Genomic DNA, 19934 nt, shown 5'->3' on the forward strand with positions numbered 1-19934 from the left:
GGAAATGCAGATTGGTGCTGCGAGCAATGGCTTTCAAATTATTGCCAATGCTAATCAAAAAGTTAGCCAAAGTGCTCAATCTCTCGCTGAGGTCGCCGCGGGGCGTGAGCCACGACAGAATGAAGTTGTAGATGCTGTGGTGAGTTTGAATCAGGCTGAGTTATACGTTAAGGCGGGTGCCAAAGTGATTGATACCGAATCAAAAATGCTCGGCTCAATCTTGGATATTGAGGCTTAACATGAACATTAGCGTGAGCCTTCCCAATGTTTTTCCTAATACGCTGAGTCCGCCGACCGATTCAGCCAAACGGGATAATATGCGGCGTGAAGTGATTGCTCAGCCTAAAGAGGTTGGCAGCTTTGCGAAAGAGCCAGAGGTAGGGGCCGAGAAGGACCGCGGCAAACCTTCGCTTCCGGTGCAGTACCCCAGTGTTCAAGAGCAGCAATTCACTAAAGTGACAGAGCGTGATGCGCAAGGTCGTGAACAGCAGCAACAGCAAGAACAACAAGACTCACAGCAGCAGTCAGAGCAAAAATCTGGTGGAGATCAAGCCAGTAGCAAGCAAACCAACCAAAATCAATTTAGTGAAAGTGAACAGAAGGCGCTGGATGAGCTCGTCGCGCGTGATCGTGAAGTTCGTTTACATGAATCTCAGCATCAAGCGGTTGGTGGACAATACACCAGTGGTGCTAATTTTGAGCTTGAACGCGGTGCCGACGGTAAGCAGTATGCGGTTGGCGGAGAGGTATCTATTGATACCAGTGAAGTCGCTGGCGATCCTCAGGCGACTATCGCAAAGATGGATCAAGTGCAACGTGCTGCGTTAGCGCCAGCCGAGCCCTCAGCACAAGATCGTCAGGTTGCTGCGCAGGCACAACAAAAAGCGGCAGCGGCTCAAGCACAGCTTAGCCAAACTCAGATGCCAGGCTTGTTGGCTTCCGATGAGCAAGAATCTGCTTTTGAATCGGCAGTCAATGATGTAGCTGCACCGAGCGATTATCAGCAACTTCAGCAGCAACAAGCGAAAGATTTACAACAACGTTATCCTGATATTGCCGAACAAATGGCTCAGAGAAATCAGCAGATTCAGCAGCGCTATGCCAGTGCCAGTCATTTTAGGCAGAGCGCACAACTCAGTTTAATGGCTTAACTATTTCAAAGCTCTTCTGTCAGTGGTAGACGCTGTCGTTACCAGTTCATCAAATTACACTCCAATTAAGCGAAACAAGTCTCTGCTCATTGCTGTAGGTTTTATCGAGTCGATTATTTGATGGTCTACTTATTCAGTCTTAACTGAGGCACTAGCCTTGTGGGTCGAATAGCTATCAAGGACTATTCGACAGCTAAGTTGTGAATCTCTTAAAGCAACTTTCAACTCAGGCATCGGCTGCGATTGTAGGCCCATTTAAGCGGGGATAAAACTGGTATTGGTTGATGTTGCTGATTTGGACTCAGCCTAATTTGCTGGGTTCTATATTCGAGGAAGGGGCCGAGTCTTTGAGTGAAGATGCAGCCCCATTTGTTACCCGTTATTTTTTAGCTTTAGCAAAAGCATCGGCAAAGGCACTATTCACTGGCGTCGTGCTTGGTTTGGTATTTTTCGCTGGGCGAGCCTTGTAGGCTGGTTTTTTATCAGAGCGGTCTGCAGATTTAGGGCCGCTGTGCACCTCATCATCTAAGCGCATGCTTAAGGCGATTCGTTTGCGTTGAACTTCGACTTCTAGCACTTTAACTTTCACGATATCGCCCGCCTTCACCACTTGATGAGGATCTTTGACAAAGTGATCGGCCAAGCAAGAAATGTGGACCAAGCCATCTTGGTGAACTCCGATATCAACAAAGGCACCAAAATTGGTGACATTGGTCACAACCCCTTCGAGTTGCATCGCTGGTTTCAGATCGCTAATGCTATCGATGCCTTCTTTAAAATTGGCGGTCGCAAACTCTGGACGAGGGTCTCGACCTGGTTTGTTCAATTCAGCGATGATATCGGTTACCGTGGGTAAACCAAATTGTTGATTGGTAAATTGCTTGGGGTCGAGTTTAGCCAAGCGCTCGGAATTGGCAATCAGCTGACTCACTTGGCATTGACTATGATTCGCGATGGCCTCGACTAGAGGGTAAGCCTCGGGATGCACTGCTGAGCTATCCAGAGCGTTGGCAGCTTGAGGGATCCTTAAGAAACCAGCGGCTTGTTCAAAGGCTTTAGGACCTAAGCGGGCGACCTTTTTAATTTGTTTACGTGACTGAAAGGCACCATGTTCATCGCGATAACTAACAATGTTGTGTGCAATCGTCGGGTTAAGCCCGGCGACAAAACTCAGTAGTGGAGCCGAAGCCATATTGATGTCGACTCCGACCGCATTCACACAATCTTCCACCACGGTTTCGAGCTGGTGTGACAGTTTACTTTGGCTCACGTCATGTTGGTATTGGCCTACCCCGATGGCCTTCGGTTCAATTTTTACCAGCTCGGCTAATGGATCTTGTAGACGGCGAGCAATGGACACCGCTCCACGGATTGATACATCTAAGTCGGGGAATTCGTGAGCAGCCAATTCTGAGGCCGAATACACCGAGGCACCAGCTTCGCTCACCATGACTTTTTGCAAATTCTGTTTAGGAAGCATCTTGAGCAAATCGGCGGCAAGTTTATCGGTTTCTCGGGAGGCGGTACCGTTGCCGATGCTCAGTAATTTAACTTGATGTTGTTGGACTAGCTTGGCGAGAGTATTTAAAGATTGCTGCCATTGATTGCGTGGCGCATGGGGATAGATGGTGTCGTAAGCGAGTAATTTTCCAGTGGCATCCACAACTGCAACCTTTACACCAGTGCGCAAACCTGGGTCGAGACCGAGGGTTGCTTTGGGGCCTGCTGGCGCCGCCATTAATAAATCATTGAGATTACGGGAAAAGACACTAATGGCTTCTTCTTCGGCGCGTTCTCGAAGCTGGTTGAGTAATTCAGTTTCTAACTGGAGCTTAAGCTTGACTCGCCAAGTCCATTGCACCACTGTATTCAGCCAAGTGTCACTGGCGTAGCCTTTAGGTGCAAGCTGAAAGTAATCTCGGATGAGCTGCTCTGCTGGGTGACTCTGCTGCTGATCTTGCTGAGCTATAACCAGATTAAGCATCAATATGCCTTCGTTGCGGCCGCGTAAAATCGCTAAGGCGCGGTGGGAAGGAACTTTACTGAGCGCTTCTTGGTAATCGAAGTAGTCTTGGAATTTTTGGCCTGTTTGCTGCTGTCCTTCAATGACCGTTGTACTCACTAAGCCTTGTGCTTGTAATAATTGGCGGAGTGATGCAAGCAGTGGTGCTTGAACAGCAAAACGTTCCATGAGAATAAACTTGGCACCATCGAGGACGGTTTTACTGTCGTGAAAGCCTGCTTGTGGATTGAAGTAGGCCGTGGCAAGTTGCTCGGGGGCGGTATCGGGTTGAGCTAATAGTTGCTCTGCCAGTGGCTCTAAACCCGCTTCAATGGCAATTTGTCCTTTGGTTCGGCGCTTTGGCTTGTAAGGCAGATAAAGATCTTCGAGCTCAGTTTTGGTGTTGGCTCCCATAATTAGCTGTTCGAGTTGCGGGGTTAATTTTTCTTGTTCATGAATCGATTTTAGAATGCTGCTGCGTCGTTGTTGCAAGTCGCGCAGGTAAGTTAAACGCTGTTCCAATAATCGCAGTTGACCATCGTCTAAACCTCCGGTGGCTTCTTTTCGGTAGCGGGCAATGAAAGGAACGGTGGAGCCTTCGTCTAGTAATTGAATCGCAGCACTGACCTGCGCTGGCTTGGCCTGAATATCGGCGGCAATTTGTTGTTCTAGTGTTGACATATGCTTGCTTACATTGAGAGAGCCGCAAGGCGGCAGATAATGGCCACTATCATATGGCGTTCTGTTTTTGCTTCAAGTATAAATTGGTCTCGGCTAGTAATTGGCATAAGCTCTGCTCGCAAGGTCGAACCGCCTAGCAAGTTCGGTGCTTGATTTATAGGGCGCGCATTCGATCGGCTTTCAGTCTAAACCAATAACCAACAGCTATAAATTTAATCACCAAAGACAAACTGCGCTTAGAGGCCTGGATGTTATGAAAAGTAATTTAATAACTCGTGCCGGTTGGCATAAACTCGACCAAGAGTTGAAATACTTGTGGAAGATAAAACGTCCGGAGGTGACTCAGGCCGTCTCTGAGGCCGCCGCCTTGGGTGACCGCTCGGAGAATGCTGAATATAAAGAAGGGAAGCGAGAGTTACGCCGTATCGACTCTCGTTTGCGTTTCCTAAATAAACGTTTAGATGTACTGCAAATTATTGATCATTCTCCGCAACAAAACGGCAAGGTCTATTTTGGGGCTTGGGTCGCCTTAGAAAATGAGGATGGGGATAAGGTACGTTATCGAATTGTTGGCACTGACGAGATTGATCCAAAGCTGGGTTATATCACCATCGATTCACCGATGGCGCGTGCTTTAATTGGCAAACAAGTGGATGACGATGTATTTGTGAATACTCCTGCAGGCATCAAGGAATGGTGGGTGACGGCGATTCAATATCAAGCATTTGAAGAGTACGAGGATGGATCTTGAGCACTGAGCCTAATTTGCTGATGTTGAATTATTTTCATTTAAAGCAAGTAATAACATGAGCTGATTGACTATATAGAAACTCTTCTTCATATTTAGCGGTATAGACGTCCAAATGTCTTTTATGGAGAAGGTTAATGGGATTTCATCACGCACAACAAATTGAATCACTCAATCAAAGCTTAAGCGAACTTAATCGTGATATTAACGTGTCCTTTGAGTTTTTCCCGCCAACCACCGAAACCATGGAGCAAACGCTTTGGGCTTCTATCGAGCGTTTACACACTCTAAAACCGAAGTTTGTCTCGGTCACTTATGGCGCGAATTCAGGGACTCGTGATCGCACCCATAAGGTGATTAAGGCGATTAAAGACAGAACTGGTTTAGCTGCCGCGCCTCATCTTACCTGTGTTGATTCTACCCCTGAAGAATTACGGCAAATTGCTCGCGATTATTGGCAAAGTGGGATCCGGGATATTGTTGCGCTGCGTGGTGATTTACCGGTCGGAGCGGCCAAACCCGAGATGTATGCGAGTGACTTGGTCAGTTTATTGAGGGAAGAGGCTGAGTTTGATATTTCGGTAGCGGCTTATCCTGAAATGCATCCTGAGGCAAAGAGTGCGCAGGCAGACTTGTTGGCTTTAAAGCGAAAAATGGATGCGGGTGCTAATCGGGCTATTACGCAATTTTTCTTTGATGTTGAAAGTTATTTGCGCTTTCGTGACCGTTGTGCAGCGATAGGTATTGAGGGCGAAATTGTCCCGGGAATTTTACCTGTCTCTAATTATAATACTTTGAAGAAGTTTGCTTCTTTTGCCAACGTGAAGGTGCCACAGTGGTTACATAAACAGTTTGCAGGTTTAGAGCATGATCAGATGACTCGTAATCTGGTGGGGGCGAGCGTGGCTATCGAAATGGTGAAAGTCTTGTCGCGTGAAGGGGTCAAGGATTTCCACTTTTATACCCTTAATCGCTCCGAACTTTCTTATGCGATTTGTCATACTTTGGGGGTCAGGCCTGAGCTTCAGGCGGTGGCTTGCTAGTCTAGCGGCTACCAACAGCAGTCCCCAGCGGCGCGAGCAGACTACTTGAGCTTGACCAAGCTTTCCGCGTGGATGATTGTTAAATGGGCTGAGGGGCATGGAGAATCATCAGACCTTTATCATCCCGCTCGGAGAAATAATGCGGACTGTGTTTATAATAGGGTGCTCATCGCCACGCTGAGTAACCACATCACCAGTGCATAGTACCAGTTATTTTGCAAAATTCGCCGGCTCGAACAATGATAACGGCCGGTCATGGTGAGGCCTACTCCCGATAGAGGGCTGCTACCAGTTGAAATGGCCCAAGAGCTTAGGAACAAAAAACCCAGTTGGCTGGGGCTTGGCTCCAACGGCAGTAATAAGGGACTGGCCAGCGAAATGCTAATCACCGGATGAATACCGAGGATGCCAGCAATAATCATCAGCGCCAATACTGTCGCAAATACGGGGGTTGTAAAGCTAAAATTTGCGAGGTTGATTGTGTCTGGATAGGCTAACAGGATCCCTTTGATGCCTGCCGAAAATACCCCTGCAGCAAGAAACAGCAGAAACTGACCGCCGACATTGGGCAGTTTGTGATTAATGAACTGACGAACGCTAGTGCGCGATGTACCTTGATTAAAGGCGAGTGCTGCTAAAGGGGCAAGACAGGTGATGATTAAAATAATGCTTAAGTCTGGTAAACCAAAGTGCAAGCCAATTACCAATAGCGCTAAGCAGAGCGGGATCATTAAGCTATCCGGTTTGATTGGGTAGCCTTCGAAGTTATCTCGGTGTTTTAAATATACTTCTGTACTCGTGAAGCCGAGAGCAATCAATGACATCACCAGACCCGGTAACAAGGTATCACTCCACTGCAGACCCGGCACATAAGTGATCGAGACCGCGGTTGCGATGAAGAAGGGAGACCACCATGCGGCAGCGCAAAAACTGCGGGTGAGCACTTTTTGCTGCGCATCACTTAAGGGGCTCTTTTCTGAGAGACGATCTCCGGCTATAAACACGATCGAAAGATTGATGATCGCACCTAAAAGGTTAATGCCAAGCGCGCTAGATAAAATACTCGCGGTTCCTTTGGGTAATGGTGTTTGATTGTCGGTTTTATTGGTGAGCGCTAAAAAAGACACCGCACTAAACATGGCTAACAGCGGGAGATTGGCCGACAACACATCCTTTAGGCTTAACAGAGTACCTTGACTCGCAGCAACCGCCAATAACCCCAGACCTAAGGCAAATAACGTGGCGGCTTGCAATTGGATCGGGCGATTCAGTTGTGGCCAATACACTGCGACGGCAAACCAGGCAAGTAGCGTGGGGAAGAACAGGCCAATTTGACCAAAGGCTGAAAGTAAATAAAGCAGTAAGAATCCGAGGAATAACCAGCCGGAGAACTTTTGCATTGATGACATCCTAACTATCAATTGCCATGGTGCGGATAAACATCGTCCGCTCGGTGACGCTAAGTGGTTGAAATTGGGCATTGAGTGACAAATGCCAAAGAGAACCCGAGAGTTTTCCTATTCCCCACCATGATTACCGCTTCACTCTCAATTATCTCGGTTCCGAACGACGATGTTAGCGGTGTATCACTCGTTCATCAAACCAAGCGCTGAGCTGGTGGCTCATCAGCTTCGTCAATAAAACAAACCCCGCAGCAAGTGCGAGGTTCGTTTTATGAAGTGACTTAACCAGTATTACGCATACCTGCGGCAATACCAGCAATGCTCACCATGAGTGCTTGATCGACCACCGGACAGAGCTGCTCGCTAGCTCGCGAGCGGTTTAAGAGCTCGACCTGCAGCACATGTAAGGGATCGATATAGGGGTTACGTAAGTTTATTGACTCCACTACCCAGGCTTGGTTGGCTAATAAGCGATGTTCAGGTGATAGCGATAAGATAGCCGCTTTTGCTGAATCCAACTGAGCGCGTAGTTTTTCTCCTAGACCTTTGAGTTCTGGTTCTACTAAGCGGTCATCGTAAACCTGTGATAGCCAAGTATCCGCTTTCATGAATACCATCTCTAACATTGCTAAACGATTTTCGAAGAAGGGCCATTCACGCATTTCTTGTAGTAGCTCGGCTTTACCTTGCTCAATTAGCTGATTAAAGGCGGCGCCACTGCCTAGCCAAGCGGGTAACAATAGTCGATTTTGACTCCAAGAGAAAATCCATGGAATCGCCCGTAAGCTTTCTACGCCGCCATCTTGACGACGTTTCGCTGGACGGCTCCCTAAGGGAAGCTTGGCTAACTCTTGTTCAGGAGTCGCTGAACGGAAATAAGCAACAAAATCTTCTTCTCCCCAGACCACGCCACGATAATTGTCACAAGAGGTTTCGGCAATTTGATCCATCACTAATCGCCATTCGTCTTTCGGCTCCATTGGTGGGACTAAGTTTGCCTCTAGAACAGCACTGGCATAGAGGTTCAAGCTATCTAAAGCGACTTTAGGTAAACCAAACTTAAAGCGGATCATTTCGCCTTGTTCGGTCACTCTAAGCCCACCTTTTAAAGATCCTGGTGGTTGGGATAGCAGTGCTGCATGGGCTGGAGCACCACCACGACCAATCGTACCACCCCGACCATGGAATAAGGTCAGATTGACACCGTGACCTTCGCAAATGGAGACTAATGCTTCTTGAGCGCGATATTGAGCCCAAGAGGCTGCCAGCACCCCAGCATCTTTCGCTGAGTCGGAATAACCAATCATCACATGTTGTTGGCCCGAGATATAGCCGCGATACCAATCGACGGACAACAGTTTGCTCATGGTTGCTGGCGCATTATTTAAATCATCCAATGTTTCAAATAATGGTGCGACAGGTAGGCGGAATGGGCAACCAGCTTCTTGTAATAGCAGCTGTACGGCTAATACATCGGAGGGCTCACTAGCCATAGAAATAATGTATATACCTAAGGCTTCACGCTCTTGTTTGGCGATGATGGCACAGGTATCCAGCACTTCTTGCACCGACTCACTGGGTTCCCAATTTCGTGGGAACAATGGCCGCTTGGAGTTTAACTCTTGTAATAAAAAGTGTTGTTTGTCGGTTTCATTCCAATGCGCATAATCGCCCAAGCCCAAATAACGGCTCAGTTCTGAAAAAACTTCTTCGTGACGACCACTGTCTTGGCGAATATCCAAGCGCAATAAGTTGATGCCAAAGCAGGCGATACGACGTAATAGGTCGAGTAGAGTCCCATCGGCGATGATGCTCATGCCACAATCTTGTAGTGAGTAGTAACATAGCTCGAGCGGTTCCCGCAGCTGTTCGGTATTCACTACGATGTCGCGGGCTTCTGTATACTGACCTTTCAACTTCGCGGTAAGGTAGTCGTGGGTTTCTTGTAGTTCACTGCGCAATACTTTAAGTAGCGCACGATAAGGTTCGCTCTGAGTGCCAGTTTGCTCAAGCAAGGCTTGATTTGCATCGCTCATCGACAATTCACTGACTAGCTTCTGAATTTCCTTCAGGTATAAATCTACAGCGACCCAACGGCTTGAAAGTAATACTTCTTCAGTCACTTTTGCGGTGACAAAGGGGTTACCATCTCGGTCTCCGCCCATCCATGATGAAAACACCACAGGAGCGCTATCTAAAGCAAGACGCATGTCGAAGTGATTACTGAGTTTCTTATCTAATTGTCGAACAAATTCAGGAACAGCATGCCACAATGAGTTTTCAATTACGGCAAAGCCCCATTTGGCTTCGTCAACTGGGGTTGGGCGTAGCTTACGGATTTCGTCGGTGTGCCAAGCTTGATTAATCAGTTGCTCTAGGCGACCCATCAAATTATCCCGCTCTCGTTGCGGTAAGTCTAATTCTAACCAGTCGAGACAATCATTAATACTCACGTATTTATTGATTAGTGTTCGGCGAGTCACTTCGGTGGGGTGGGCCGTTAAGACTAATTCGATATTGAGTTGGGCAACTGCGTGATGAATTTCTGCTTCGCTAAGTTGCTCTTGTTTTAATTTTTGAAATACCAAATCGATGGGATCGGTGGTGCAGGTACTGCCTTCACAATTGCGAGAAATGGTATGGAATTGTTCAGCGATATTAGCCAGATTTAAAAATTGGCTAAAGGCGCGAGTTACAGGTAATAACTCATCGTCGCTTAAATTTCGTAATAGTTCTAATAGCTGCTCACGCGCTTGTTCATCATTGCTGCGTGACGCTTTTGCTAGCTGACGGATCGTTTCTACTTTCTCGAGGAAAGCCTCGCCCATATGGCTTTTGATCGTATTACCAAGTAGCTGTCCGAGTAAATTTACATTTCCTCGTAATGACGCATTGGTTTCCTGAGGCAAATTCTGGCTCATTCTTTTTCCTTTACTGTTGGCGTATGCTAGCGATTATTGAAATTAATTTACTAAATTACCCTATTCCTAGCCCAAAAACATACCTAAGACTGCGCTTATAGTCAAAGCACCTGTAATAAAATTACAGGTAACCTGAGTTCCTTTGAGGTGGATCAAGCGCTCAGGCCTATTGTGTATCTCATGGTCATCGGTAAATTTAGAGGATTAGCCACGATTTTAGTATTTTTTACAAACATTACAATAAATAAAAATGCATTATTATTGCATAACGAATTACTTGTGGTATGCTCCGCAATAATTGAAGCATAGCTTGGTTTAGCTTGTTTAAAATAATGATTTTTTATTAAACTTGTCAGCGGCGCTAAGCTTTGTCACAAATGAAAATATTACCAATGTGAAGGGAACGAAGACACGATGTTACAGGCTGCGATTATTGGAGCGAGTGGTTATACCGGAGCGGAGTTGGCAGGCTATGTGAGTCGCCATCCGCAGTTACAACTTGCAGGCTTATTTGTCTCCGAGCGAAGTCTCGATGCGGGTAAGTCTTTATCCAGTTTACATGGTCGATTACGCGGTATTGTTGATGCACCAGTTCAGCCTCTAATTGTGGCTGATATCGCCAGTACTTTTGCCAATGTTGACATTGTGTTGTTGGCAACCGCACATGAAGTTAGTCATGATTTGGCGCCGGCCTTTTTAGCTGCTGGTTGTCAGGTATTTGATCTCTCGGGTGCTTTTCGGGTGCAAGATGCCGAGTTTTATGAAACCTACTATGGTTTTACTCACCAATATCCCGAATTACTGGATAAAGCGGTCTATGGTTTAGCTGAATGGAATGCCGAGCAGATTAAACAAACTGATTTAGTCGCGGTGGCGGGGTGTTATCCTACGGCTTCTTTAACGGCCTTAAAACCTTTGGCGGCGGCGGGTTTGATTGCTGATAATAGTAAAGCGGTAATTAACGCAACCAGTGGTGTGAGTGGCGCTGGGCGCAAAGCGTCTTTAAATAGTAGCTTCTGCGAGGTGAGCCTAAGTCCTTATGGTGTATTTAAGCATCGTCACCAACCGGAAATCGCCACGCATCTCGGTCATCCGGTGATCTTCACGCCACATCTTGGCAATTTTAAGCGCGGTATCTTAGCGACGATTAATGTCATTTTAAAACCGGGAACTACACCAGAGCAGGTGAATGAAGCTTATCAACAAGCTTATGCGGGGCAACAAATTGTGCGTTTATTAGCAGACGAATGGCCATCGATTACTAAAGTAGAATATACGCCATTTATCGATTTGGCTTGGCAACAGCAGGGCGATGATCTGATTGTGGTTTCTGCGGAAGATAACTTGTTGAAGGGGGCCGCTAGTCAGGCTATTCAGTGCCTCAATATTCGCAATGGCTTTGCCGCCACAACGGCATTAGTTTAAGGTTCTGTATGAAAACTTTAGTGATTAAATTAGGTGGTGCGGTATTGAATAATTCCCACGCCTTAGATAATTTATTTGCCGCTTTAGAGGCAGTTTCTCAGCCTATTGTTTTAGTACACGGTGGTGGCGTAGTTGTCGAAGACGTATTGGCGAAAACCGGCTTTGTCTCAGAAAAACTTGATGGTTTGCGGATTACGCCTAAAGAGCAAATCCCCTATGTGGTGGGTGCTTTAGCGGGTACTAGTAATAAATTGCTATTAGCGCGAGCACTTAAGTCTGGACTGTCAGCGGTTGGTTTGTGTTTAAGTGATGCAGGCTCTTGTCGGGTGACAGCAATGGATCCGCGTTTAGGGCATGTAGGCGAAGCCTCAGCTGCGAACCCGGCGTTACTGAACAGTTTAATTGAGCTGGGCCATGTCCCTGTGATTAGTTCGATAGGGATTGGAAGTGATGGTGAATTATATAATGTCAATGCAGATCAAGCGGCCTTAGCGGTGTGTCAATTACTTCAAGGGCAGTTGGTGTTATTGTCTGATGTTGCAGGTGTATTAGACCAAAATAAGCAGTTAATTGCTAAGCTTGACGGTCAATTGGCGCAACAGTTGATTGACGATGGGGTGATTACCGACGGCATGACGGTCAAGGTTAAAGCGGCGCTTGATGCGGCAGCCTTTTTACAAGCACCAGTTGCTTTGGCTTCTTGGAAAGATGCTGAGCAATTAGCAAGTTTGCTCGCGGGTCAATTATATAACGGTGAGTCAGTCGGGACTCAGGTACAAATTTAAGGATAGATGATGAGCGATATGAAACACCTACTGAGCTTGCAGGAGCTAAGTCAAGAGCAGATTTTAGGTCTACTCGAGTTGGCCGCAAAAATTAAAAAAACGCCGACCGATTATGCGCAAAGCCTTGCTGGAAAAAGTGTGGTCACCCTGTTTGAAAAACCTTCTTTGCGTACTCGTGTGACCTTCGATATTGGGATTAATCGCCTTGGTGGACATGCAGTTTACCTCGACCAGCAAAATGGCGCCATGGGTGAGCGTGAAAGTGTTAAAGACTTCGCTTCAAATATTACCCGTTGGGCCGATGCCATCGTAGCACGAGTATTCTCACACCAAACCTTGCAAACCTTGCGAGCTCATTCCTCGGTACCCATCGTTAACTCTTTGTGTGACCTGTACCATCCCTGCCAAGGGCTCGCCGATTTTTTAACGATTAGTGAACACTATACGGACTTGAGTAAAGTGAAGTTAGCTTACTTGGGCGATGGCAATAATGTCACTCACTCGTTGTTACTGGGTGGTGCTATTTTGGGGATGGAAGTGGCCGCGGTTTGTCCCTTGGGTTCTAGTCCCGACGCTCAAATTGTACAAACGGCACGCCAATTAGCCAAGGCTCATGGTGGTAAAATCGTGGTGACCGATAAGCTTGATGATATCAAGGGCTATGATGTGGTTTATGGCGATACTTGGGTGTCGATGGGGGATGATACGCCGTTACAGTCAGTCAAAGATCGTTTTATGGCTTATCAAATTAATCGCCAGTTAATGCAAAATTGTGGTATTAAGCATGTATTGCATTGCCAACCAGCACATCGTGAATTGGAAATCACCTCCGAGATTATGGATGGTCCTCAGTCGCTGATTTTCGATCAGGCTGAAAACCGGATGCACGCGCAAAACGCAGTCTTAGTTTCTTTATTAAATTAGTGGATTTTCAGCAATAATTGCTGGACAGAACAAGGAATACCTCAACATGACCGATATTAAAAAAGTTGTTTTAGCCTACTCTGGCGGTTTGGATACTTCAGCCATTATTCCTTGGTTGAAAGAAACCTATAATAATTGTGAGATCGTCGCTTTTTGTGCTGATGTAGGCCAAGGTGAGGAAGAACTCATCGGCTTAGAAGAAAAAGCCTTAGCCTCTGGTGCTTCTGAGTGTCACATCATTGATCTTAAAGAAGAGTTTGTTGCTGACTATATTTATCCAACGATTGCCACGGGGGCCGTGTACGAAGGAACTTATTTACTTGGTACTTCTATGGCTCGGCCAATTATTGCCAAAGCACAAGTAGAAGTCGCTCGTAAAGTTGGTGCCGATGCGGTCTGTCATGGCTGTACGGGTAAAGGCAACGACCAAATTCGTTTCGAAAGCTGTTTTGCTGCTTTAGCGCCTGATTTAACGGTGATTGCACCGTGGCGCGAATGGAGCATGGAAAGTCGTGAAGATTTGCTTGAATATCTTGCCGAAAGAAATATCGCAACCACTGCTTCAGCGACAAAAATTTATAGCCGTGATGCCAATGCCTGGCATATTTCTCACGAGGGTGGTGAGCTGGAAGACCCATGGAACGAGCCAAGCAAAGGCGTTTGGACCTTAACGGTTGATCCGATTGATGCGCCTAACCAGCCAGAGTATGTGAGTCTAAAAGTTGAACAAGGCCGAGTCGTTGCGGTCAACGATGAAGCACTTAGTCCTTACCAAGTGGTCTCGAAACTGAATGAGATTGCTGCTGCTCATGGCGTTGGTCGTATCGACATTACTGAGAACCGTACCGTGGGCATGAAGTCGCGTGGTTGTTATGAAACACCGGGTGGTACGGTGATTGTTGCTGCGCTTCGAGGTATTGAAGAGTTAGTACACGATAAAACCTCGCGCATCTGGCGTGAAACCGTCGGCCAACAAATGGCTCACTTAGTATACGATGGTCGTTGGTTCACACCTTTATGCCAGTCTGTATTAGCGGCGTCGGAGTCTTTAGCGGCAGACGTGAATGGCGAAGTGGTTGTGAAGTTGTACAAAGGGCAAGCACAAGTTGTACAAAAACGCTCGCCAAATAGTTTGTACTCGGAAGCATTTGCAACCTTTGGAGAAGATCAAGTCTACGATCAGAAGCACGCTGAAGGCTTTATTCGTTTATACTCTCTAGCTAGCCGGATCCGCGCTTTAAATAGCAAATAAGTTTGGCCGAAGTATAAGCAAGAAATACCTAGACCTCAGAGGCTAATGGCACTGAGGTCTTTGCAATAATAAATGGAGAGTAAAATGGCATTGTGGGGTGGGCGTTTTAGCCAAGCTGCAGATTCCAGATTTAAGCAGTTTAATGACTCGTTGCGTTTCGATTATCGATTGGCCGAGCAAGATATAACCGGTTCAATTGCATGGTCGAAGGCCTTGCTCAGTGTTGGTGTTCTGAATGCCGATGAGCAAGCGCGTTTGGAAGAGGCTTTACTGGAGTTAGGTAAGCAAGTCGCCGAAAACCCACAACAGATTTTGGGGAGTGATGCCGAAGATATTCACTCTTGGGTTGAAACCCAACTAATTCAACGAGTGGGTGATCTTGGTAAGAAATTGCACACTGGACGTAGCCGTAACGACCAAGTGGCCACCGATTTAAAACTTTGGTGTAAAAGCCAAGGTATTGAATTGTTGGAGCATCTCGATAAGCTGCAACAAAAGCTGGTTAAATTTGCTCGTCAACAACAGCATACTGTTTTACCTGGTTATACTCATCTGCAGCGTGCCCAACCGGTTACTTTCTCTCACTGGGCGATGGCCTATGTTGAGATGTTTGAGCGTGATTATTCGCGTCTGCAAGATGCCTTAAGTCGTTTGGATGTTTGTCCTCTGGGCTGTGGCGCTCTAGCGGGCACCGCCTATCCGATGGACCGCCAGCAAATTGCTAAAGACCTTGGTTTTCGCCGGGCAACCCGTAATAGCTTGGATTCGGTCTCAGATCGTGACCATGTGGTGGAACTGATTTCAACCGCCTCGATTAGTATGATCCACCTATCGCGGATGGCAGAAGATCTCATTTTCTATAACTCTGGCGAATCGGCTTTCTTAGATTTATCCGATCAAGTGACTTCTGGCTCATCGCTGATGCCACAGAAGAAAAATCCAGATGCCTTGGAGCTGATCCGTGGTAAAGCGGGCCGAGTATACGGTTCGCTGTCGGGCATCATGATGACCTTAAAAGCCTTGCCTTTAGCTTATAACAAAGACATGCAAGAAGATAAAGAAGGTTTATTTGATGCTTTAGACACTTGGGGTGACTGTTTAGCGATGGCTGAATTGGTGCTCGATGATATGGATGTGCACGAAGAAACCACCATTGAAGCGGCCAAAGGTGGTTACTCTAATGCCACCGAACTGGCAGATTATCTGGTTGCCAAAGGGATCCCGTTCCGTGAAGCCCACCATATTGTGGGCATTGCTGTGGTGACCGCGATTGAGAAAGGCGTGCCTTTAGAAGAGCTGAGCTTAGCCGAATTTAAAGAGCTCGCACCGGAAATTGAAAACGATGTTTATCCAAACTTGTCTCTTGAGTCCACTTTAGGCAAGCGTCAAGCTTTAGGTGGCGTGGCTCCGGAGCAGGTCGAGCATGCGCTAACTGAAGCTGAAACTCGTTTATCGAAACGCAATGTGAAAGGTCTATACGTTCGCTCTGCACGCATGACCGATTTAGATACCATCGAAGAGATGGTGAATTACTGGTCGCAAGCGGGTGAAAACCTGCCGCGCCCTCGCCCCGAGTTAGTGCAGGCAATCGGTGATTTTACGGTGAGTGAGCAAGCGGGTAAGGTGACCGGTTGTGCTTCACTTTATTTATACGACACTGGCTTAGCGGAAGTCCGCTCTTTAGGGGTGAACCCTAGTGCACAGCGCACGGGGCAGGGGCGAGCAATGGTTCAGCATCTGATGAAAAAAGCCAAGAAAATGGAAATCGAGAAGGTATTTGTATTAACTCGAGTGCCAGAATTTTTCATGAAGCTTGGCTTTAGCCCCACTTCGAAGAGCATGTTGCCAGAGAAGGTGATGAAAGATTGCGATATTTGTCCCCGTCAGCATGCTTGTGATGAAGTGGCTTTAGAGTTTATCCTTGATAACAAGACGCTGATCCATAAGCAAAATGTTGCTTAGATTGAGTCTATATTGAGTACTGCATAGAAGCCTCATCAGTTGATGGGGCTTTTTTTGGGGAAATGATTGGTGAGGTTAGCTAGCAAATTAGAGATTTTTATGGCCAAGTTGGTCAAGCGATTTGCTTGGGGGATTCACGGAAATCTACTCGTCAGCTAAACCAATGAGCAGGGTTTGAACATTCCTACTCATCCCTCTGACAACTAACTCATAGGAGTTATCAATAAGCCTGAATACCTCATGTTCTGCGTCACCACCATCAAAGTACAAACTAATCCAATGGCGCTTATTCATGTGATAACCTCGAGTAATCGAAGGATAAATATCCAATAATGCGTCAATTTGCTCGGGTTGGCACTTTAGGTTGATGCTCATCAATTCATTTTTCCATCCGACCAAGGCAAACATTTTCTTCCTTACCTTGAAGACAGGAACATCAGGTGCAAATGGCAAATCGAGCTCGGCTTCAGGCTTAGATAGCAGGTACTCTCTTAGTTCTTTGTAATCCAAGGTATCCCCCTTATATTGATAAACCAGCAAAATAACCCAAATACTGAGCGCTACATGTTATATCTAGCAGTGTATCTCAACTTGCTTCTCAAGTACTAAGAGATAAGTCTTCTTCCAAAACTACCAAATCTATAGCCGCCTGCCTAATTCAGACGCTTTAAGTAAACAAATGCAAACCAAAGTTTCTAAGATCTTACAGAGTGTAAAATACAAGGTCAGCGCTCAGGTGAGCGTTGTAATTAAATAAGTCTCGCGAGTACTTGATCGAGCAGATATGCATCACAGATGGAGATGTTTAAAGAACCATCGCGGTAAATGTTGTTGCGATAGAAGTGATATTGCTTAGGGCTTGGTTTCGACGGTTCTGAGTATGAGCCCGAGGTCTGATCGATAAGACTTAGCACCTGATGATTTGCGGGTGAATGAACGCCAGTTAGCCACCTGTTGGCAAATTAAGCCAGACCCTTGGTTTGCATTGCGCATGTTGTCAGTTGCTTCACCCTGACAATCGGTGTGTCTCGGTAAGCGCTTAAGCTTCGTCAATGCCAGCGCTATCCATTACTGCTTTAGTACCACTCTAATTTTTTATATCCATCCGGTGTTGCCCAACATGACTAAAAATTCTGGCGCCATCGAGTACCTGAGCATAGGGCATCGGATTATCACAATGTTCTAAGACGTAGTCGGTGAGTTTTTCAATGACGATGTTGAGTAGTAACTCCTGAGTCCATGGCTTGGCTAGGTAGTAGTTCAACCCTCCACGATTAATTGCTTCAATGGTATCGTGAAGTCCCGCTTGACCGGTTAATAGTATTTTTTTTGCTGCCTCGGTATTGGCTGTGTGGTTGAGATCAATGAGAAAGTCGATGCCAAGTTCGTCGGGCATGATATGGTCGGCTAAGATCAGCGCAAGCTTGCCCCCCTGTTGTTCAAAGTCGGTAATTGCCTCGCGTGCTTCGGCGACACTTTGAGCACCATCAATCACGAAAGGTGGACTTAAAGACATGATGTCGTGTAGTACACTGTCAAGTACTTCACGTTCATCATCAACACATAAAATCAGTAGTTGCTGCATGGTGAGACTCCTTAAGTCTTAATTCGGTTTTAGTGGTAAGCTAACAATGAATCGAGTGAATTGTCCGGGTTCAGATTCAACCTCTATCCTGCCATCATGTTGTCCGACAATTTGCTGGCAAACGGTAAGGCCGATCCCTAAACCAAAATTTCCTTCACGCTTGGTGGTAAAGTTCAACTCGAAAATTCTGTCGATAAGTTCTTGCTGCACTCCATCCCCATTGTCTTCAACGGTTACTTTGATAAGGGGCGGTGAGCCTTCAATATATTGGCTTGTTATTAATAGTTTGCCATTGGTGCCCATAGCATCGAGTGCGTTGGCAATCAAATTTGTCCATACCTGTTGTAAAGCGATTGGGTAACAACGATAGATAGGCAACAGGCCATAGTTACATTCCACCTCGAAATGACGTAGCCGATTTTCCAAAATAACTAAGGTTTCAGCTAAGCCTTCATTTAAGTCGGCTAAGACGGGTTGTTCTGGATCTTGACCTGCATAGTGCTTGAGACCTTTCACTAGGCCGGAAATTCGAGATGCGCAAACTTGAATATTACGCAGAAAATTACCGATCTGATGATAGCGTTCGAGCGCACCGATTAGCTCGTTATGGCTGCAGTTGGCTCGACATTCTAAATATTGCTGGCGCGTTTCTGGGTGGTCTAAGCCAATACTCACTGCTTTACGAGCATTGATGGCATCGCCAAACAGCTTGATACAATTTTTACTCCGCTGGCGGATATCGCTGGTGGACATTGGCGTCAGTGTTAAAGCCATTTTCAATAGCCGCTGCCCAAGCATTGTTTGTGAGTGGCTTAAGTTGCCTTCCAATATTTGCGGGAGTTGAGTCGCAATCGTGTCACTCCCTCTAATGATTGCCGCGACCGGGTTGTTAAGTTCGTGGGCGACACCGGAAATTAGTTGGCCTAGTACCGCCATCTTTTCTTTTTCGATCAGCTGTTCATGGGCAGAATCTAGTGAGTCCAAGGTGTTTTGCAAGGTTAGTTTGGTTTGAATACTTTTTTGTAAGCGCCGATTAAAATGCCGCAATAATAAATTGGTGAATAGGGGGAGTAATTGATTACTAGAATCTAGCACTTTGGCAAAGGTGGGTCGGTCGAGTTTGATGACATCGGTCTGCATTGAGGTGATACCACTGGTAAAACCAGGTTCACCAGTAACGAATGACATTCCGCCGACTAAGGAACCCGCTCTCATGCGAGCAACTTCTAATACTTTTCCTTCTTGCTGCTTATTAAGTACGACTTCTCCTTTGGCAATAAACCAAAGAAATTGATTGGCTTTCCCTTCTTGGGTAAGAATATGATTGGCACTATAAGTTCGACATAGGTGATCTTCGTCATTATCTTGAAAGAAAGTATATAGGGCGCTAATTACTTTATCGGATAACTGCTCATCACTCAGCTCAGTGTAATCAAAAAACGTGGCCCGAAATTGAGCCACTTTGGCGGCTAATTGCTTGGCGAGCCATTGTTGCTGAGGGGTGATTAGCGCTGCGACAGGCCAATGTTGCTCGATAGCTTGCAGCAATGTTGTCGAATTAACTTCGGGACCTAAGATTCCGCGTGGCTGAAAACTATTGACCCATTGACATAGTTGTTTTGCATCCGGGAGCTGATTGGCATACAGCAAAATTTGAAAAGTCGATTTATGCTGAGTGATTAAGACTTCTAATTGAGCAATATGGCTGGTTTGCTCGGTCAATAAGGCTAAGTCAATGACGACTAGCCGAAGTCGCTGATCGTTGAATAAAGTTTGTAAAGCTTTAGGGTCACTTATCGTATCTAATTGAGAAAACAGCCAAGGTCTTGTCGGCGCAGCAAATACAGCGGACCAATCTTGTTTGCTTAGTACCAATAAGCGGTATTTTTCGGTCATGGTGATCCACAACTATGTTAGTAGTTAATGATTATAGCCCTGTAAAAACTATGGTTTTGCGAGCTGCTTAATGGTTCGTCATCGTGATTTGGAATAATTGTTCAGCATTTACACAAAATTTGTGGTTTCGCTTGTTTTTTTACTTTGCCTGAGTAT

Annotated in this window: 15 protein-coding genes; 9 read left to right on the forward strand and 6 right to left on the reverse strand. The window is 46.2% G+C overall.

Annotated features, from left to right (window positions below; all coding sequences use genetic code 11):
- Positions 1–4: 4 nt before the first annotated feature.
- Positions 5–238 (forward strand): hypothetical protein, encoded by a 234-nt coding sequence (locus ACRRS0_RS02515; RefSeq protein WP_432454776.1) that lies wholly within the window; start codon positions 5–7, stop codon positions 236–238.
- A 1-nt stretch (position 239) separates the two neighbouring features.
- A complete protein-coding gene (locus ACRRS0_RS02520; protein ID WP_432454775.1) occupies positions 240–1151 on the forward strand; it encodes a putative metalloprotease CJM1_0395 family protein in 912 nt (303 codons plus the stop codon).
- A gap of 379 nt (positions 1152–1530) precedes the next feature.
- On the opposite strand, the gene ACRRS0_RS02525 is transcribed toward ACRRS0_RS02520, so the two are convergent.
- Positions 1531–3834, reverse strand: a complete 2304-nt coding sequence (locus tag ACRRS0_RS02525) for a Tex family protein (RefSeq protein WP_432454774.1) — start codon at positions 3832–3834, stop codon at positions 1531–1533.
- Positions 3835–4087: 253 nt separating this feature from the next.
- On the opposite strand from ACRRS0_RS02525, the gene greB reads away from it, so the two are divergent.
- On the forward strand, positions 4088–4585 hold the full coding sequence (gene greB, locus ACRRS0_RS02530) for a transcription elongation factor GreB (protein ID WP_432454773.1): 498 nt from the start codon (positions 4088–4090) through the stop codon (positions 4583–4585).
- Positions 4586–4719: 134 nt separating this feature from the next.
- Positions 4720–5625: a methylenetetrahydrofolate reductase gene (metF, locus tag ACRRS0_RS02535; protein ID WP_432454772.1), complete on the forward strand. Its 906-nt coding sequence runs from the start codon at positions 4720–4722 to the stop codon at positions 5623–5625.
- 152 nt (positions 5626–5777) lie between these two features.
- On the opposite strand, the gene ACRRS0_RS02540 is transcribed toward metF, so the two are convergent.
- Together ACRRS0_RS02540 and ppc are read right to left on the reverse strand one after the other, a co-directional pair.
- Positions 5778–7025: a hypothetical protein gene (locus tag ACRRS0_RS02540; RefSeq protein ID WP_432454771.1), complete on the reverse strand. Its 1248-nt coding sequence runs from the start codon at positions 7023–7025 to the stop codon at positions 5778–5780.
- Positions 7026–7309: 284 nt separating this feature from the next.
- Positions 7310–9949 (reverse strand): phosphoenolpyruvate carboxylase, encoded by a 2640-nt coding sequence (gene ppc, locus ACRRS0_RS02545; protein WP_432454770.1) that lies wholly within the window; start codon positions 9947–9949, stop codon positions 7310–7312.
- Positions 9950–10363: 414 nt separating this feature from the next.
- Here ppc and argC point away from each other — a divergent pair, with 414 nt between their 5' ends.
- The 5 genes from argC (at position 10364) to argH (ending at position 16297) form a co-directional block, all read left to right on the forward strand.
- Positions 10364–11374, forward strand: a complete 1011-nt coding sequence (gene argC / locus ACRRS0_RS02550; protein WP_432454769.1) for an N-acetyl-gamma-glutamyl-phosphate reductase — start codon at positions 10364–10366, stop codon at positions 11372–11374.
- An 8-nt stretch (positions 11375–11382) separates the two neighbouring features.
- The gene (gene argB / locus ACRRS0_RS02555) at positions 11383–12159 is read left to right on the forward strand and encodes an acetylglutamate kinase (RefSeq protein WP_432454768.1); all 777 of its coding nucleotides are present in this window, start codon (positions 11383–11385) and stop codon (positions 12157–12159) included.
- 18 nt (positions 12160–12177) lie between these two features.
- Complete coding sequence (locus ACRRS0_RS02560; protein ID WP_432456111.1) at positions 12178–13083, forward strand: ornithine carbamoyltransferase; 906 nt, start codon at positions 12178–12180, stop codon at positions 13081–13083.
- Positions 13084–13129: 46 nt separating this feature from the next.
- Positions 13130–14335, forward strand: coding sequence for an argininosuccinate synthase (locus tag ACRRS0_RS02565; protein WP_432454767.1), 1206 nt, complete (start codon positions 13130–13132; stop codon positions 14333–14335).
- Positions 14336–14419: 84 nt separating this feature from the next.
- Positions 14420–16297 (forward strand): argininosuccinate lyase, encoded by a 1878-nt coding sequence (gene argH / locus ACRRS0_RS02570; RefSeq protein ID WP_432454766.1) that lies wholly within the window; start codon positions 14420–14422, stop codon positions 16295–16297.
- 144 nt (positions 16298–16441) lie between these two features.
- On the opposite strand, the gene ACRRS0_RS02575 is transcribed toward argH, so the two are convergent.
- The 3 genes from ACRRS0_RS02575 to ACRRS0_RS02585 form a co-directional block, all read right to left on the reverse strand.
- A complete protein-coding gene (locus ACRRS0_RS02575; protein WP_432454765.1) occupies positions 16442–16807 on the reverse strand; it encodes an MmcQ/YjbR family DNA-binding protein in 366 nt (121 codons plus the stop codon).
- A gap of 577 nt (positions 16808–17384) precedes the next feature.
- Positions 17385–17882: a response regulator gene (locus tag ACRRS0_RS02580; RefSeq protein ID WP_432454764.1), complete on the reverse strand. Its 498-nt coding sequence runs from the start codon at positions 17880–17882 to the stop codon at positions 17385–17387.
- A gap of 18 nt (positions 17883–17900) precedes the next feature.
- Positions 17901–19778 carry an ATP-binding protein gene (locus ACRRS0_RS02585; RefSeq protein WP_432454763.1) on the reverse strand — a complete coding sequence of 626 codons (1878 nt, stop codon included), beginning with the start codon at positions 19776–19778 and terminating at the stop codon, positions 17901–17903.
- Positions 19779–19934 lie beyond the last annotated feature (156 nt).

Source organism: Agarivorans sp. QJM3NY_29 (genome assembly GCF_050870835.2).
Classification (GTDB): Bacteria; Pseudomonadota; Gammaproteobacteria; order Enterobacterales; family Celerinatantimonadaceae; genus Agarivorans.

What these genes read in the sequence shown, in the direction of transcription:
- argC (WP_432454769.1), top strand. Translation starts at nt 10,364, where the DNA reads ATGTTACAGGCTGCGATTATTGGAGCGAGTGGTTATACCGGAGCGGAG.
- argB (WP_432454768.1), top strand. Translation starts at nt 11,383, where the DNA reads ATGAAAACTTTAGTGATTAAATTAGGTGGTGCGGTATTGAATAATTCC.
- ACRRS0_RS02540 (WP_432454771.1), bottom strand. Translation starts at nt 7,025, where the DNA reads ATGCAAAAGTTCTCCGGCTGGTTATTCCTCGGATTCTTACTGCTTTAT.
- argH (WP_432454766.1), top strand. Translation starts at nt 14,420, where the DNA reads ATGGCATTGTGGGGTGGGCGTTTTAGCCAAGCTGCAGATTCCAGATTT.
- ACRRS0_RS02565 (WP_432454767.1), top strand. Translation starts at nt 13,130, where the DNA reads ATGACCGATATTAAAAAAGTTGTTTTAGCCTACTCTGGCGGTTTGGAT.
- ACRRS0_RS02560 (WP_432456111.1), top strand. Translation starts at nt 12,178, where the DNA reads ATGAAACACCTACTGAGCTTGCAGGAGCTAAGTCAAGAGCAGATTTTA.
- ACRRS0_RS02520 (WP_432454775.1), top strand. Translation starts at nt 240, where the DNA reads ATGAACATTAGCGTGAGCCTTCCCAATGTTTTTCCTAATACGCTGAGT.
- ACRRS0_RS02585 (WP_432454763.1), bottom strand. Translation starts at nt 19,778, where the DNA reads ATGACCGAAAAATACCGCTTATTGGTACTAAGCAAACAAGATTGGTCC.
- greB (WP_432454773.1), top strand. Translation starts at nt 4,088, where the DNA reads ATGAAAAGTAATTTAATAACTCGTGCCGGTTGGCATAAACTCGACCAA.
- ACRRS0_RS02580 (WP_432454764.1), bottom strand. Translation starts at nt 17,882, where the DNA reads ATGCAGCAACTACTGATTTTATGTGTTGATGATGAACGTGAAGTACTT.
- ppc (WP_432454770.1), bottom strand. Translation starts at nt 9,949, where the DNA reads ATGAGCCAGAATTTGCCTCAGGAAACCAATGCGTCATTACGAGGAAAT.
- ACRRS0_RS02525 (WP_432454774.1), bottom strand. Translation starts at nt 3,834, where the DNA reads ATGTCAACACTAGAACAACAAATTGCCGCCGATATTCAGGCCAAGCCA.
- metF (WP_432454772.1), top strand. Translation starts at nt 4,720, where the DNA reads ATGGGATTTCATCACGCACAACAAATTGAATCACTCAATCAAAGCTTA.
- ACRRS0_RS02515 (WP_432454776.1), top strand. Translation starts at nt 5, where the DNA reads ATGCAGATTGGTGCTGCGAGCAATGGCTTTCAAATTATTGCCAATGCT.